Raw genomic sequence first — 15,794 nt, 5'->3', positions numbered from 1 at the left:
TCCCTAGACAGGCAATGCGCCGCCGGAATGGCGGCAAGGGCCGGGATGCTAGGCGAGGAGGGCGGGAGGGGGCTTTAGGGAACGTCTGGAAAAGCCCCGGCTCCCGGAGATGGGATGCTGGGCGGGCCGTCGGCCCGCCCGGTGCTCACACCTGCGTGCCCAACTGGTCGGCGCGCTTGAGCCAGGCCTGGCGCTGTTCCTCGCTGGCGCCGCGCATGGGGCTGAACTCTTCCAGGTGGCGCGTGGCGATGCCGCACGGGCCGAGGATGCAGCGCACCATCTGGCGGTGCGCCGGGGCGCCCTGGCGCAGGCGGTAGCGCCAGTGCGTCTGGTCGTGGGTCACCAGCAGGTCGGCGCTGCGCCCGCCCAGCAGCGGTTCCCACTCGCGGTCCTGCGGGGTGCGGTAGCGGAAGGCGAAGCCGGGCAGGAACACCCGGTCGAAGAAGCCCTGCAGCAGCGCCGGCAGGCCGCCCCACCAGATCGGGTAGACGAACGCCAGGTGCTGCGCCCAGTGCACCTGGCGTTGGGCTTCGAGCAGGTCCGGCTCCAGGTCCTGGCTGCGTTCGTAGCCGCCGCGCAGCACCGGGTCGAAGCGCAGTTCGCCGAGTTTCAGGGGGCGCACCACGTGGTCCCGGCTGCGCGCGCCGTGCTGGTAGGCGTCGGCCAGGGCGTGGCAGAAGCCGTCAGCCTTGGGCGTGCCGAGGATCACCAGGATGCGCTTGCCGTCGCCCTCCAGGGGCGTGGCGCCGGATTTGCCGGATTCAACCATGCTGCCCGGCCTCCAGCATGTCCTGCGGGCGGACCCATTCGTCGAACTGCGCATCGGTCAGGTAGCCCAGCTCCAGCGCCGCCTCGCGCAGCGAGGTGCCTTCCTTGTAGGCCTTCTTGGCGATCTCCGCGGCCTTGTCGTAGCCGATGTGGGTGTTCAGCGCGGTGACCAGCATCAGGCCGCGCTCCAGGTGCTCGGCCATGCGCTCGGCGTCCGGCTGCAGGCCGGCGATGCAGTGGCTGTTGAAGTTGCGGCAACCGTCGGCCAGCAGGCGGATGGACTCCAGCAGGTTGTGGATGATCACCGGCTTGAACACGTTCAACTGCAGGTGGCCCTGGCTTGCGGCGAAGGTCAGGGCGGCGTCGTTGCCCATGACCTGGCAGGCCAGCATCGACAGCGCCTCGCACTGCGTCGGGTTGACCTTGCCGGGCATGATCGAGCTGCCCGGCTCGTTGGCCGGCAGGCGCACCTCGGCGATGCCGGCGCGCGGGCCGGAGCCGAGCAGGCGCAGGTCGTTGGCGATCTTCATCAGCGCCACGGCGAGGGTCTTCAGGGCGCCGGAGAGCGTCACCAGCGGCTCGTGGCCGGCGAGGGCGGCGAACTTGTTCGGCGCCGAGACGAAGGGCAGGCCGGTGAGGCCGGCCAGCTCGGCGGCGATGTCCTCGGCGAAGCCCGCCGGGGCGTTCAGCCCGGTGCCCACCGCGGTGCCGCCCTGGGCCAGCTCGTAGACCGCCGGCAGCGCGGCGCGGATGGCGCGCTCGGCGTAGTCGAGCTGGGCGACGAAGGCCGACAGTTCCTGGCCGAAGGTGATGGGCGTGGCGTCCATCAGGTGGGTGCGCCCGGTCTTCACCAGGTCGGCGTGGCGCGCCGACTGCGCGGCTATGCCGCCGACCAGCTCGGCGATGGCCGGCAGCAGCTCCTGGTGCACGGCCCGGGCGGCGGCCAGGTGCATGGCGGTGGGGAAGCTGTCGTTGGAACTCTGCGCGCGGTTGACGTGGTCGTTGGGGTGCACCGGCGCCTTGCCGCCGCGGGCGTTGCCGGCCAGCTCGTTGGCGCGGCCGGCGATCACCTCGTTGACGTTCATGTTGCTCTGGGTGCCGCTGCCGGTCTGCCAGACCACCAGGGGGAACTGGTCGTCGTGCTGGCCGGCGAGGATTTCGTCGGCGGCCTGCTCGATCAGCTGGCCGATCTCCGCCGGTAGCTCGCCCAGGCGCACGTTGATGCGCGCGGCGGCCTTCTTGACCAGCGTCAGGCCGTAGACCACGGCCAGCGGCATGCGCTGCCCGCCGATGGCGAAGTTCTCCAGCGAGCGCTGCGTCTGCGCGCCCCAGTAGGCCTGCTCGTCGACCTCGATGGGGCCCAGGCTGTCGGTTTCGGTCCGTTTCATGAAGGCGTCCTCCCGGAATGATCTGAGGGAGTTTAGGCCTTGTGCCGGCTTTCGGGTTCCGCGCTGCGTCAATGGCGCCTATGGCTTGTCGGCGGGCCTACCAGCGGGCGTGGGTGGCGCCTATCCAGCCCAGGGCGCGCTTGACCGGCACCTGCTCGCCGGCGGCGCTGCGCAGGAAGCCGTCGTAGTGGCCGAACCACTGGCTGGTGTGGGCGTAGAGCAGGCCCAGGCGCGGCGAGGCCTCGTGCAGCTTGAGCGGGGTGAAGGCGAGGTCCACGCGCTGGTCGGCGGTGCTCAGGCGCCAGGGGGCGAGCGGGTCGTTGGGCGCCTGGCGGATGTCCACCTCGCCGCGCAGGCGCTGCAGCTCGCCGCCGAACCACAGGGCGTTTTCCTTGTGTTCGCTGCGGTCGGTCCAGCCCGAGCCGAAGTTGCCGGCGATGCCGCCGGGCGCGGCGAAGGCGGCGCGCGTCCAGAAGCTGCGGAAGGGCCACACGCCACGGCCGAAGTCCAGCGCGGCGAAGCTCTGCCCGGCCTGGGCCTGGTAGGTTTCCTCGCCCAGTTGCAGGGCGCCGGTGAAGGGCAGGCCCATCTGCCGGCTGCAGGCGTGGAAGTGGTTGCCGCCCATGGGCACCACCAGGTTGACCGAGTCCAGGTGCGCCGGGCGCTGCACGTCCAGCGCCAGGGACAGCGGCAGGCCGCCTAGGTCGCCGGCGTCGGCATGGATGCGCAGGCGCGCGCCCTGGTCGTCGAAGCCCAGGTTGAGGCGTTCGTGGCGGAAGGCGTGGCTCTGGTTGGGGTGGTCGGGCAGCTCGCAGCACAGGCCCAGCGGGCTGATCTGGGTGCGGGAATAGGCCTTGCCGGTGTTCAGGTCGAGGAAGTAGAGGGCGCCGTAGCCGAGGTAGTCGAGGTCGGCGATGGTCAGCGAGAGCATCCAGCCCGGGCTGATCAGGCACCAGTGGTTCCAGCGCTTGCGCCGGCCGCGCTGGCCGGGCAGGGCGCAATCCAGCAGCGGCCGCGACGACCAGCCGATGGCGCCCGGGTCCAGGTGGCCTCGCGCATCGCACAACATCGGTAGGGCAGGAGGCAGCGTGAGGCGGGCCTGGGAGGTCATCGAGCACATCCATGTGACAATCTGACCCAGCATGCCGATTCGCCGCTGGCAGAACAAGGGTAGGCAGCAACTTTCAGTCATTTCTGCCACTGGGCTGGCATAAACGCCGTTGCTCGGCTCCCGCTTGAGGGCTTTCAGAACTTAGGCGCAGAATGGCGGGTCCCAAGGGACACACCAGACAGACTCAAGGACTGCCCATGACCGCCCTTCGCAAGATTTGCACCGCTGCACTCCTCGTTGGTTTCAGCTCCATGGCCCTGGCCGATTCGTCCGCCGAGGCCGAGAAATTCCTCAAGCAGGTCCACGCCGACAAGCTCACGGTGCCGGTCTACGCCCAGGTGCAGCAGATGTTCGCCCAGCACTTCGCCCAGGCGAAGGCGCCGGACAGCAAGAAGGCGGTGCTCGACCGCTACCAGGCCAAGGCCAACGCCGAGCTGGACCGCGCGGTGGGCTGGGAGAAGATCAAGCCGGAGCTGGTCAAGCTCTATTCGGACAACTTCACCGAGTCCGAGCTCAAGCAGCTGAACGACTTCTACGCCTCGCCCCTGGGCCAGAAAGTGCTGCAGAAGATGCCGCGCCTGACCGCGCAGTCCGCCCAGCTGACCCAGGCCAAGCTGCAGACCGCGGTCGACCCGGTGAACAAGCTGCTGGCCGACATGGACAAGGAACTGGGCGTGAAGGCCCCGGCGAAGAAGTGACGGAAACAGCGACATGAGCATGCAGGAACGTATCCAGTCCGCCCTGGCAGCCGGCCTCGAACCGCAGCACCTGCAGGTGCTGGACGAGAGCCACATGCACAGCCGCGGCCAGGAAACGCACTACAAGGCCGTGATCGTCAGCCCGGTGTTCGCCGGGCTGAATTCGGTCAAGCGGCACCAGAAGGTCTACGCCACCCTCGGCGAGCTGATGGGCCAGTTCCACGCCCTCGCGCTGCACACCTACACCCCCGAGGAATGGGCCGGGCAGGGCGCCGCGCCCGACTCGCCGACCTGCCGCGGCGGCAGCAAGCACGACCACTGACGCTGCCCGGTCGTTGCGGTAGAATGCGCCAACGCCGGCAACCGATGCCGGCGTTGTCTTTTCTGACCCGGTCCGCCCTTTACGCGGGCGACCACTGGAGGATGTACCCCATGACCCGCTCCATCGTCGTGGCGGCGCTGTACAAGTTCGTTTCCCTGCCGGACTACGTCGCGCTGCGCGAACCCCTGCTGCAGACCCTGCTGGACAACGGCATCAAGGGCACCCTGCTGCTTGCCGAGGAAGGCATCAACGGCACCGTGTCCGGCACCCGCGAGAGCATCGACGCGTTGCTCGCCTGGCTGCGCCGGGACCCGCGCCTGGCCGACGTCGACCACAAGGAATCCTACTGCGACGAGCAGCCGTTCTACCGCACCAAGGTCAAGCTGAAGAAAGAGATCGTCACCCTGGGCGTGCCCGGCGTCGATCCCAACCGCCGCGTCGGCACCTACGTCGAGCCGCAGGACTGGAACGCGCTGATCAGCGACCCCGAGGTGCTGCTGATCGACACCCGCAACGATTACGAAGTGGCCATCGGCACCTTCGAAGGCGCCGTCGATCCCAGGACCAAGTCGTTCCGCGAGTTCCCCGAATACGTCAAGGCCCACTACGACCCGGCCAAACACAAGAAGGTCGCCATGTTCTGCACCGGCGGCATCCGCTGCGAGAAGGCCTCCAGCTACATGCTCGGCGAGGGCTTCGAAGAGGTCTTCCACCTCAAGGGCGGCATCCTCAAGTACCTGGAGGAAGTGCCCGAGGAACAGAGCCTGTGGCGCGGCGACTGCTTCGTGTTCGACAACCGGGTGACCGTGCGCCACGACCTCACCGAGGGCGACTACGACCAGTGCCACGCCTGCCGCAACCCGATCTCGGCCCTGGACCGCGCCAGCGAGCACTACGCCCCGGGCATCAGCTGCCCGCACTGCTGGGACACGCTGAGCGAGAAGACCCGCGCCAGCGCCCGCGAGCGGCAGAAGCAGATCGAACTGGCGAAGCTGCGCAACCAGCCCCACCCCATCGGCCGCGACCCGCGGCAGGCCGTCCTGGAGGACTGATCCTTGGCCAACGCCCGCCTGCTCTACGTGATGGATCCCATGTGCTCCTGGTGCTGGGGTTTCGCCCCGGTGGCCCAGGCGCTGATCGAGCAGGCGGGCGCCGCCGGCGTACCGCTGGCGCTGGTCATGGGCGGGCTGCGCACCGGCCACGGCGCGGCGCTGGAGCCGACCACCCGGCGCTACATCCTCGAGCACTGGCAGGCGGTGCAGCAGGCCACCGGTCAGCCGTTCCGCTTCGAGGGCGCGCTGCCCGAAGGCTTCGTCTACGACACCGAGCCGGCCTGCCGCGCGGTGGTCGCCGCCCGGCGCCTGGACAAGGAGGCCGCCTGGGCGCTGGTCAAGGCCATCCAGCAGGCCTTCTACGTCGAGGGGCGCGACGTCACCGAGGCCGCGACCCTGGCGCAGCTGGCCGAAAGCGTCGGCCTGCCGCGCATCGAGTTCGCCGAGCTGTTCGACAGCCAGGAAAACCACCTGGCGACCCAGGCCGACTTCTCCTGGGCCCGCGACCTGGGCATCGCCGGCTTCCCCACCCTGCTGGCCGAGCGCAACGGCCAGCTGGCCCTGCTGACCAATGGCTACCAGCCGCTGGAAGAGCTGGCGCCGATGCTCGAACGCTGGCTGGAGCGCGGCCGCCAGGGCTGATTCCTGTTTCGCTGTTGGTGGTGATGGGCATCGCTTCGCTCAACACCATCCTACGTCGGTGTTCCTCCTGTCATGCCGACGCCACTGTCTTGCCGCCCGCGCCGAGGCGCTTTTCGTAGGATGGGTTGAGCTTGCGAAACCCATCGCCATGGCGATGGGTATCGCTTCGTGTCAACCCACCCTACGGGCATGGTGTTTGCCGGCGGATGTAGGAGCGAGCTTGCTCGCGAACGGCGCTCCCCGGCGGCCGGCGTGGCCTGATCGCTCGACGTCACCCTGAATCCGCATCGCTGCGCTTCGCGTTCGCGAACGGAATTGCCCTGCGGCACCGACACGTCCACCACCGACGAAGTGCGCCACTGTCGCCCATCGGCTGACCGGAGGCCCTGGCGCAGGGGTTGGCAGCGGCGCAGGCGACGGCCGGCGGCATATTGTCGGACAATTTTGAGATTTTCCTCGGCCCAGGCCCTGTACCCCCGCCTTGTGGAATGGCTACCATGCGCTAAGAGTAAGGAGGGGCCGTTGCGCTCCAGTCCGGCTACGGCGGGCTGCCGCAGCGGTAAGGACACGAAAGGAATCCGACAATATCCATGGGTGCTATTGGGCAGAGCCGTATTCGCCATGACTCCCGGCTGTGGAAGCTGGTATGGCCGTTCATCGCCGTGGTCCTGCTGCAGGGATTGCTTGGCGTAGGCAGCCTTTACCTGATTTCGGGAGTGCGCGCCTACGTCGGCGGCGAGAGCCTCTGGTCCAAGGGCCAGAAGGACGCCATCCACTACCTGCAGCGCTACGGCGAGACGCGCGACGCCGACGACTACCGGCGCTACCAGGAAGCCATCGCCATCCCCCTCGGCGACCGCCTGCTGCGCACCGCCCTGGACAGCCCGCAGCCGGACTACGAACTGGCGCGCAAAGGCATCCTCGCCGGCGGCAACCATCCCGACGACGTCGGCGCCATCATCACCCTCTACCGCTATTTCCACGACTTCAGCTACTTCAACGAGGCGGTGCGCTACTGGAAGGAGGGCGACCGCTACCTCGACCAGCTCCAGGCCATCGCCGAAGAGATGCACCAGCGCATCCAGACCGGCCAGGTCGGCCCCGGCGACATCAGCTACTGGGACCAGCGCATCCAGGCCATCAACGAAGGCGTGACCCCCGCCTCCATGGCCTTCAGCGCTGCGCTCGCCCAGGGTTCGCGCTCGGTGATGCGCCTGCTGCTGGCGGCCAACATCGTCAGCGGCCTGGCCCTGATCCTCCTGGCGGCCTGGCGCACGCGCAACCTGCTGCTGGCCCAGCGCGCCTTCCAGAGCGCGCTGGACAGCGAGCGCGAGAAGGCCCAGACGACCCTGGCGGCGATCGGCGACGCGGTCATCACCATCGACGAGAACGCCCACATCGCCTACCTCAACCCGGCCGCCGAACGCATGATTGGCTGGGACAGCGAGATGGCCGTGGGGCTGCCGCTGAAGTCGCTGCTGCGCATGCTCGACGAGACCTCCGAGGAAGAGGACCTGGCCCTGGTCGGGCAGGTACTGCGCGGCGAGGTGGAGGCCGGCAGCGAGATCAGCAAGCTGCTGCAGCGCCTGGACGGCAGCGGCGTGGTGGTGACCCTGGTGGGCACGCCGATCCGCGTCGGCGGGCGCATCGTCGGCGCGGCGCTGGTGCTGCACGACATGACCCGCGAGCGGCAGTACATGGAAAGCCTGTCCTGGCAGGCCACCCACGATTCCCTGACCGGCCTGAGCAACCGCCGCGAGTTCGAGTACCGCCTGGAGCAGGCGCTGGAGCGCTCGGCGCAGCGCAACGACCGCCACAGCCTGATGTACCTCGACCTTGACCAGTTCAAGCTGGTCAACGACACCTGCGGGCACGCCGCCGGCGACGAGTTGCTGCGCCAGGCCTGCAGCGTCCTCGAAAGCTGCCTGCGCGAGGGCGACACCCTGGCGCGCCTGGGCGGCGACGAGTTCGGCGTGCTGCTGGAGAACTGCCCGCCGGAGGTCGCCGAGCAGATCGCCGAGAACCTCCGCCAGGGCGTCGAGAACCTGCACTTCGTCTGGGACCGGCGGCCCTTCAACATCACCGTCAGCATCGGCGTGGTGCACGTCACGGCCATGCTGGTGTCGGTGGAGGAGGCCCTGCGCTGCGCCGACATGGCCTGCTACCTGGCCAAGGAGAAGGGCCGCAACCGCGCCCAGGTGTTCAGCCCGGACGACAGCGAGCTGTCCATGCGCTTCGGCGAGATGGCCTGGGTCCAGCGCATCCGCCAGGCCCTGGACGAGGACCGCTTCCGCCTGTTCGCCCAGCGCATCCGCGCCGTCGACCCGCAGGCCGAGGAGGGCCTGCACGTCGAGCTGCTGCTGCGCGTGCTGGACGAGAACGGCCGCCTGGTGCCGCCCAACGACTTCATCCCGGCCGCCGAGCGCTACGGCCTGATGCCGCTGATCGACCGCTGGGTGGCCAACCGCGCCTTCGAGATCCTCGCCGAACGCCGCGAGGCCGGCTGCGAGCCGATCGCCACCTGCGCCATCAACCTGTCCGGGGCGACCATCGGCGACGCCAGCTTCATCCAGATGCTCCGCGAACTGCAGCCGGCCTACGGCCTGGCGCCGGAGAACATCTGCTTCGAGGTCACCGAGACCAGCGCCATCGCCAACCTGGTCAGCGCCACCCAGTTCATCCATGAACTCAAGGCCATGGGCTACCGCTTCTCCCTCGACGACTTCTGCGCCGGCATGTCGTCCTTCGTCTACCTCAAGCACCTGCCGGTGGACTACCTGAAGATCGATGGCAGCTTCATCAAGGACATGCTCGACGACCCCATCGACCGCGCCATGGTCCAGGTGATCAACCAGATCGGCCACGTCATGGGCAAGCGCACGGTGGCGGAGTTCGTCGAGTCGGAGGAAATCCTCGAGGCGCTGCGGGAAATCGGTATCGATTATGCCCAGGGTTACGCCGTGGGCCGCCCGCTGCCGTTCAACCGTCACTATTCCGGGCAGGCGGAGCCGGCCCTGGTGGAGCCGGACACCACCTCCGGACGGTGACAGCCGGCGGCCCGTCATCTAGTCTGGCGGTCGATTTCGTCGACGCACAAGGATGGGCCAGCATGAACGAAGCATTTCTCCGCGTCGGGTCGCTGAAGGACCTGACCAGTTACCCGCAGTGGGCACAGGACCTGGTGGCCGCCTGCGAAGGCGCCCGCCGCGCGGTCTCCGGGCATGAGTTCTACCGCCGCCTGCGCGACGGCCAGATTGGCGCCGCGACCATGCGCACCTACCTCATCGGCGGTTGGCCGGTGGTCGAGCAGTTCCCCCTCTATATGTCGCAGAACCTGCTGAAGACGCGCTTCGGCCGTTCCCCCGGCGAGGACATGGCGCGGCGCTGGCTGATGCGCAACATCCGCGTCGAACTGAACCACGCCGACCACTGGCTGCGCTGGGCCGAGGCCTATGGCGTGGGCCTGGCGGCGCTGCGTGCGCAGGAGGTGCCCGAGGCGCTGCACGCCCTCGGCCACTGGTGCTGGCACAGCAGCGCCTCGGACGACCTGGCGGTGGCCATGGCGGCCACCAACTACGCGGTGGAGGGCGTGACCGGCGACTGGTCGGCGCTGGTCTGCTCCAGCGACGCCTACGAGCAGACGCTGCCGGCGGAACTGCGCAAGAGCGCGATGAAGTGGCTGCGCCTGCACGCCCATTACGACGACGACCACCCCTGGGAAGCCCTGGAGATCATCTGCACCCTGTGCGGCCAGGAAATCGCCCCCGGGCGCTGGGACGAACTGCGCGCGGCCATCTGCAAGAGCTTCCGCTATATGGAACTGTTCCTCGACCACTGCCTGGCCCGGGAACTGGCCGGCACCACGCGCCGCCCTCAGGTGCGCGTGGCCGGCTGAAGCCCCGCCTCGGGGGCGTTTGGCGGGGTAGAGGCAGGCGTAGAGGCAGGCGGATTGCGCCGCCCATGGGAATGGTGCGGGTGGGGCGGCGTAGGATCTCATCCGCGAATCGCGCCGGAGGCTCCGGCTAATCGCGGACAAGGTCCACTCCTACGGGGGAGGAATACCGTGCCCCGGCAACCTGTAGCGGGCCCTGCCCGCGATTTCGCGCGCAGGGCGCGCTCCTACATGGAAATGGCGTGGGTGGGGCAGCGTAGGATCTCATCCGCGAATCGCGCCGATACCCCCGGCTATCGCGGACAAGGTCCTACGGGGGAGAGTGCCACGCCTCACGGTGACCTGTAAGCGGGCCCTGCCCGCGATTCGCGCGCAGGGCGCGCTCCTACATGGGAATGGTGCGGGTGGGGCAGCGTAGGAGCGGATCTTATCCGCGAATCGCGCCGATACCCCCGGCTATCGCGGACAAGGTCCGCTCCGTTGCAGGCGAGCATGGCTTCTCGTAGGAGCGAGCTTGCTCGCGAACACTCTCCACTGTGGGGCTCCTTCGCAAGCAAGAACATGGCGCGGCGGATAACCGCAAACGGTTATCCGCCCTACGCCACCACCCCACAGCGGTGTAGCGCCGTGCATCTACCCTGGAAACCTGACGAACCGCTGTGTAACGAAGGCTTTACGCGGCCGCCGACGCACTGCGCAGCCCGCCATGGCTGTAACGAAAAGCTGCCGCCCGCGACGCTGGCCGGGCGCTTTCCCACAAGGGTTGCGGACTTGTTCGCAGCGACCGCAGCCGCTGATATGGCGCCTGCCCCGCGCCCGGCGGCAATTCGTCGCGGCGCGATGCGCCTTGCATGCCGCGCGGCCACGAACCGCGGGGCCCGATCCGTCACAGATAACAACAAAAGGTGACGCAATGACGCGTGATACCCAGCACGCAGGCCAGTTGCAGCGCGGCCTGAAGAATCGCCACATCCAGCTGATCGCCCTCGGCGGTGCCATCGGCACCGGCCTGTTCCTCGGCTCGGCCGGGGTGCTCAAGTCGGCCGGGCCATCCATGCTGCTCGGCTACGCCATCGCCGGAGTGATCGCCTTCCTGATCATGCGCCAGCTCGGCGAGATGATCGTCGAAGAGCCGGTGGCCGGCTCCTTCAGCCACTTCGCCCACAAGTACTGGAGCGGTTTCGCCGGCTTCCTCTCCGGCTGGAACTGCTGGGTGCTGTACATCCTGGTCGGCATGTCCGAACTCACCGCGGTGGGCAAGTACGTGCACTACTGGTGGCCGGACGTGCCCACCTGGGCCAGCGCCGCGGTGTTCTTCGTGCTGGTCAACCTCATCAACCTGGCCAACGTCAAGCTGTTCGGCGAGGCCGAGTTCTGGTTCGCGATGATCAAGGTCAGCGCCGTGGTCGGCATGATCCTGCTCGGCTGCTGGCTGCTGTTCTCCGGCCACGGCGGCCCGCAGGCCTCGGTGAGCAACCTGTGGAGCCACGGCGGCTTCTTCCCCAACGGCGCCAGCGGGCTGGTGATGGCCATGGCCTTCATCATGTTCTCCTTCGGCGGCCTGGAGATGCTCGGCTTCACCGCCGCCGAGGCCGACCAGCCGAAGACGGTGATCCCCAAGGCGATCAACCAGGTGCTCTGGCGCATCCTGATCTTCTACGTCGGCGCCCTGGCCGTGCTGCTCGCGCTGACGCCCTGGGACAGCCTGCTGCAGAGCATCAGCGCGGCCGGCGACGACTACAGCGGCAGCCCCTTCGTGAAAGTGTTCTCGCTGCTGGGCAGCGACACCGCCGCGCACATCCTCAACTTCGTGGTGCTCACCGCGGCGCTGTCGGTCTACAACAGCGGCACCTACTGCAACGGTCGCATGCTGGTCGGCCTGGCCGAGCAGGGCGACGCGCCCCGCGCCCTGGCGAAGGTGGACAAGCGCGGCGTGCCGGTGCGCGCGCTGCTGGTGTCGGCGCTGGTGACCTTCCTCGCGGTGGTGGTCAACTATGTGATCCCGCACCAGGCGCTGGAGCTGCTGATGTCGCTGGTGGTGGCGGCGCTGGTGATCAACTGGGCGATGATCAGCTACGCGCACCTGAAGTTCCGCCAGCGCATGGACCGCGACAGCGTGCGTACCGCCTTCCGCGCCATCTTCTATCCCTACGGCAACTGGCTGTGCCTGGCCTTCGTGGTGTTCATCCTCGGGGTGATGGCGATGATCCCGGGCATCCAGGTCTCGGTGTACGTGATCCCGCTGTGGCTGCTGGTGATGTTCGCCTGCTACCGCCTCAAGCGCTCGCGCGCCGCGCAGCCGGCGCTGGCCCTGGCCGAATGAGGGCGAGCCGCGCGCCCGACTTTTCGCCGGGGCGCGCGGCGTTGCCGCCGGCAGCGAACCTTGGCTAGAGTGTCCTGGCCATTTTTCGTCAGAGGGACACCCATGAAAAAAGCATTCTGGCTGCTGGCCGCCGCCGTTCCCGTGCTGCTGGTCGCCTGTGGCGGCGAGGAGAAGAAGGCGCCGCCGGTGGACGCGCTGGTCCTGCCCGGCGACGCCAAGCTGGATTCGCGCAGCGTCGACTACAAGTGCGACGACGGCCGCAAGTTCAGCGTCCAGTACCTGAACAAGGGCGACAACCACCTGGCGGTGGTGCCGGTGAGCGATAGCGCCAGCCTGGTGTTCGCCAACGTCATCTCGGCCTCAGGCGCCAAGTACGCCGCCGGCCAGTACATCTGGTGGACCAAGGGCGAGGAAGCCACCCTGTACAAGGACTGGAAGGGCGGCGAGCCCGCCGACGGGGTTTCCTGCAAGGAGCGCTGAGTTCGTCGCGATGAAGAAAGCCCGGTCTGCGCCGGGCTTTTTCATTGGTGAGAGCTGCGCCGAGGTGCTTTCGTAGGATGGGTTGAGCCTGCGAAACCCATGCGGGCATTGGTGATGGGTATCGCTTCGCTCAACCCATCCTACGGGGCTCGCTCCTACGAGAAGCCGTACCCGTACCGAGGCCCGAACCTCAGAAACTGAACTCCAGGTTCACCGTCGGCGTCGAGGTGCGGCTGCCGGTGCCGCCGTCCACGCCGAACTTGTTGTGCCAGTACTCGTAGCCCACGCCGAGCCAGAGGTTCGGCTGGCGCTTGGCGCCGGGCAGGGCCGCCACCATCAGCGAGGTGCGCACCAGCGTCTCGGCGGCGGTGTCCTTGTCGTTGTAGTCCTCGCCCTTCTCGCCGACGTGGTTGAGGAAACCCTGGAACTTGGCCATGCGCTCGCCGAGCTGGAAGGGCTTCAGCCAGGTCAGGTTGAGCATGTAGGTGCCGTCGAAGGTGTGGTCCGGGTGCTTTGCGCCGGGCACGCCGAAGTGGTTCTTCTCGCGGTAGTACAGCAGGCTCAGGTCGAGCACGCCGGCGCCGTTGAACTTCATCGTGGGGCCTATCACCAGGGCGCGCTTCTTCGCCGAGGCCAGGTTGTTGTTGCGGCTGGCGTCGAAGCCGAAGGTCAGCGCGTGATCCTTCACCAGGCCCTTGCCCAGCGGCACGTCGAACACCCGCGAGGCATACAACTGGTGGCGGTACACCGCGTAGACCTCGCTGCCGCCGTGATCGGTGCCCTTGCGCGGGTCGCGGCTGTCGGAGAGGAACACGTCCAGGTGGAAGAAGTTGCTGCCGTAGCGGTAGCCGTCGGCGTGGCTGAAGCTGTAGATGCGCTTGGCGAACTTGTCCGGGTTGTTCGGGTTGGTGAACTGCTGGCCGTAGCGGAAGCCCAGCGTGTTGCTGGTCCACTCGAAGAAGCGGTCGTCGTCGGCGAAGGCCGCGTCCAGGGGGAGGCCGGCCAACAGGGCGGCGCTCAGGGCGATACGGCTGCCGGTGCTCAGGCGGCGGGACGTATGCGGGTGTTGGCGGACGGCGCTGGGCGCCGGCACGGATGATACCGGGCGGAACATGCTGCACCTCGATCTTGTTGTTGTTATGGGGCCGGTTGCCGCGTGACTGCCCGCGACCGGACAGGGACGGTTCTAAAGGTCTGTTGGATTCATTGCAAGAGATTTTTGTATACATAAGTGTATTCAAAAATTGATCCGCGAGTCAGGAATCGGCCTTGCGCCGCGCCGGGCTGCGTTCTGTGCCTGCTGGCGATTGCGCGTTATGCTGTGCTTTCCCTCCGTCCGAATTCCCCGCCATGCTCGTCATCTCCAACGCCGTGCAGATCCCCGACGCCGAAATCGAGCTGAGCGCCATCCGCGCCCAGGGCGCCGGCGGGCAGAACGTCAACAAGGTGTCCAGCGCGGTGCACCTGCGCTTCGACATCCGCGCCTCGTCGCTGCCGGATTTCTACAAGGAGCGCCTGCTGGCGCTGAGCGACCAGCGCATCAGCGGCGACGGCGTGGTGGTGATCAAGGCCCAGCAGTACCGCACCCAGGAACAGAACCGCGAGGACGCGCTGCAGCGCCTGGCCGAGCTGATCCGCTCGGTGGCCAAGGTGCAGAAGAAGCGCAAGCCGACGCGGCCGACCCTCGGCTCCAAGACCCGCCGCCTGGAGGGCAAGAGCAAGCGCGGGGCGATCAAGGCCGGGCGCGGCAAGGTGGATTACTGAGAGGCTCCGCCGGCTCTGCGTAGGAGGGGACGAGCGAAGCGACTCCTCTCGATGGGTATCGCTGCGCTCAACGCCATCCTACGGAGCCTGGGATATCTGGCGTGAACCTTCCACCGCGGCGGCCCAGGCCTGCAGGGCATCGCGGGCGGCGAGGGCGATCTGCTCGTCGCTGCGCCCGGCGAACTGGCGTTCCACGGCGTCGGCGGCGATCAGCCCGGCCACCGTCGGCACGCCCACCGCATCGGTGAGGTCCAGCCATTCGCCCCAACTGGCCGGGCTGTCGTACCAGCGCAGGTAGCCCGAGGGCGAGCGCGGCCACCAGCGTTGCTCGAACTGCAGCACCACCTTCTCCAGGCGGCCCATGCCCAGGTGGGCCAGGGCATCCTGCTGCGCCGCCGGCAGCGCCGGGGTGAAGCGCAGCGTCTTGAGCACGCCCAGCGGCACGCTGCAGATGCAGAAGTCGCCGCGCTCGTCGTTCACCCGCACCTGCTCGCCCGACCAGTCGATGTGCGTCACCGGTTGGCCCGGGCGGATGTCCAGGCCCTGCGCCAGGTGCGCGATCAACTGGCCGTAGCCGCCGGGGAGGAAACGGTCGCCGTTGCCGACGCCTTCCTCGTCCAGGGCGTCCGACGAGAGCTGCGCCAGCGGCAGGCAGGCTTCGAGGACGAGGTTGGCGTCGATGGCGAAACCTGTGGCGCGGGCCTGCGCGGCGTCCAGGTCGGCCAGGTAGCGCTCGACCGCCTCGGCTAGCGGCAACTGCCGGTCCAGCCCGTTGCGCAGGGCCTGCCAGGCCGCGTCTATGTCCGGCAGCGGGCCGTCGCTGGCGGCGGCCAGCGGTTGGCCGAAGTCGGTTTCCACCAGCGCCAGGCCCAGCGCCTGTGCCTCGCGGGCCAGGGCATTATCGGCGAACTGCTGCAGCCAGGCGGCGCCGACGTCCACGCTGGCATCACCCAGGCGGATGCTGTGGGTGCGCCCGCCGACGCGTTCGCGGGCCTCCAGCACCACGCAGTCGACGCCTTGTTCGCGCAGGCGCCGCGCGGCGGCCAGGCCGGCGCACCCGGCGCCGATGACGATCACCCGGCGGGCGCCCGCGCGCAGGGCCAGTTCGGCGGCGCGCAGGCCGTCGTCCCAGGCGCCGTGGGTCATGGCCGGCGCCCGCGGGTTGCAGGCTTCGCCGGCGAGCACCAGGCGGCCGTCCAGACAGGCGCCGAGGTTGGCGCGGTGTGCGGGCCTGCCGCCGGGCAGCAGTGCGCTGTAGGCGCCGAGGCTGAAGGGGTCGTCGCTCCAGTGGGTGACATGCCAGGCGGTGGGGCGGTGCATGGGGGCTGTCCTTGGCCGAGTCGAAGGGCTTCCG

Annotated in this window: 14 protein-coding genes; 9 read left to right on the top strand and 5 right to left on the bottom strand. The window is 68.4% G+C overall.

Features of this window, described 5'->3' with window-relative positions:
- Window positions 1-145 precede the first annotated feature (145 nt).
- From IG194_RS04670 to IG194_RS04660, 3 genes are all read right to left on the bottom strand, one after another.
- Window positions 146-769 carry an NAD(P)H-dependent oxidoreductase gene (locus tag IG194_RS04670; RefSeq protein WP_058490634.1) on the bottom strand — a complete coding sequence of 208 codons (624 nt, stop codon included), beginning with the start codon at window positions 767-769 and terminating at the stop codon, window positions 146-148.
- The gene (locus IG194_RS04665; RefSeq protein WP_009621570.1) at window positions 762-2,156 is read right to left on the bottom strand and encodes a class II fumarate hydratase; all 1,395 of its coding nucleotides are present in this window, start codon (window positions 2,154-2,156) and stop codon (window positions 762-764) included. Before IG194_RS04665 ends, IG194_RS04670 begins: the two co-directional genes overlap by 8 nt.
- Window positions 2,157-2,253: 97 nt before the next feature.
- Complete coding sequence (locus tag IG194_RS04660) at window positions 2,254-3,267, bottom strand: DUF2804 domain-containing protein (RefSeq protein WP_082996342.1); 1,014 nt, start codon at window positions 3,265-3,267, stop codon at window positions 2,254-2,256.
- 152 nt (window positions 3,268-3,419) lie between these two features.
- Here IG194_RS04660 and IG194_RS04655 point away from each other — a divergent pair, with 152 nt between their 5' ends.
- From IG194_RS04655 to IG194_RS04620, 8 genes are all read left to right on the top strand, one after another.
- The gene (locus IG194_RS04655) at window positions 3,420-3,965 is read left to right on the top strand and encodes a DUF2059 domain-containing protein (protein ID WP_141679803.1); all 546 of its coding nucleotides are present in this window, start codon (window positions 3,420-3,422) and stop codon (window positions 3,963-3,965) included.
- A 13-nt stretch (window positions 3,966-3,978) separates the two neighbouring features.
- Complete coding sequence (locus IG194_RS04650; protein WP_009621576.1) at window positions 3,979-4,287, top strand: BolA family protein; 309 nt, start codon at window positions 3,979-3,981, stop codon at window positions 4,285-4,287.
- A 110-nt stretch (window positions 4,288-4,397) separates the two neighbouring features.
- Entirely contained in the window at window positions 4,398-5,339 is a 942-nt protein-coding gene (locus tag IG194_RS04645; RefSeq protein ID WP_009621578.1) for a rhodanese-related sulfurtransferase, read from the top strand.
- Window positions 5,340-5,378: 39 nt separating this feature from the next.
- A complete protein-coding gene (locus IG194_RS04640) occupies window positions 5,379-5,981 on the top strand; it encodes a DsbA family protein (protein WP_176707183.1) in 603 nt (200 codons plus the stop codon).
- A 599-nt stretch (window positions 5,982-6,580) separates the two neighbouring features.
- Window positions 6,581-9,028 (top strand): EAL domain-containing protein, encoded by a 2,448-nt coding sequence (locus tag IG194_RS04635; protein ID WP_412536058.1) that lies wholly within the window; start codon window positions 6,581-6,583, stop codon window positions 9,026-9,028.
- Window positions 9,029-9,090: 62 nt separating this feature from the next.
- Window positions 9,091-9,876 carry a TenA family transcriptional regulator gene (locus IG194_RS04630; protein WP_043270856.1) on the top strand — a complete coding sequence of 262 codons (786 nt, stop codon included), beginning with the start codon at window positions 9,091-9,093 and terminating at the stop codon, window positions 9,874-9,876.
- Between the two features lie 910 nt (window positions 9,877-10,786).
- The gene (locus tag IG194_RS04625; RefSeq protein WP_058490626.1) at window positions 10,787-12,196 is read left to right on the top strand and encodes an amino acid permease; all 1,410 of its coding nucleotides are present in this window, start codon (window positions 10,787-10,789) and stop codon (window positions 12,194-12,196) included.
- A gap of 102 nt (window positions 12,197-12,298) precedes the next feature.
- A complete protein-coding gene (locus tag IG194_RS04620) occupies window positions 12,299-12,676 on the top strand; it encodes an MliC family protein (RefSeq protein WP_009621587.1) in 378 nt (125 codons plus the stop codon).
- A gap of 190 nt (window positions 12,677-12,866) precedes the next feature.
- Here IG194_RS04620 and IG194_RS04615 read toward each other — a convergent pair whose 3' ends face one another.
- A complete protein-coding gene (locus IG194_RS04615; RefSeq protein WP_082996343.1) occupies window positions 12,867-13,790 on the bottom strand; it encodes a nucleoside-binding protein in 924 nt (307 codons plus the stop codon).
- Window positions 13,791-14,026: 236 nt separating this feature from the next.
- On the opposite strand from IG194_RS04615, the gene arfB reads away from it, so the two are divergent.
- Entirely contained in the window at window positions 14,027-14,440 is a 414-nt protein-coding gene (gene arfB / locus IG194_RS04610) for an alternative ribosome rescue aminoacyl-tRNA hydrolase ArfB (protein WP_058490624.1), read from the top strand.
- 78 nt (window positions 14,441-14,518) lie between these two features.
- On the opposite strand, the gene IG194_RS04605 is transcribed toward arfB, so the two are convergent.
- Complete coding sequence (locus IG194_RS04605; protein WP_064987635.1) at window positions 14,519-15,760, bottom strand: flavin monoamine oxidase family protein; 1,242 nt, start codon at window positions 15,758-15,760, stop codon at window positions 14,519-14,521.
- Between the last annotated feature and the right edge of the window lie 34 nt (window positions 15,761-15,794).

The sequence above is a fragment of the Pseudomonas sp. ADPe genome (assembly GCF_014843515.1).
Taxonomy (GTDB): Bacteria; Pseudomonadota; Gammaproteobacteria; order Pseudomonadales; family Pseudomonadaceae; genus Pseudomonas; species Pseudomonas citronellolis.
This window is presented reverse-complemented; position numbering and strand designations above follow the sequence as displayed.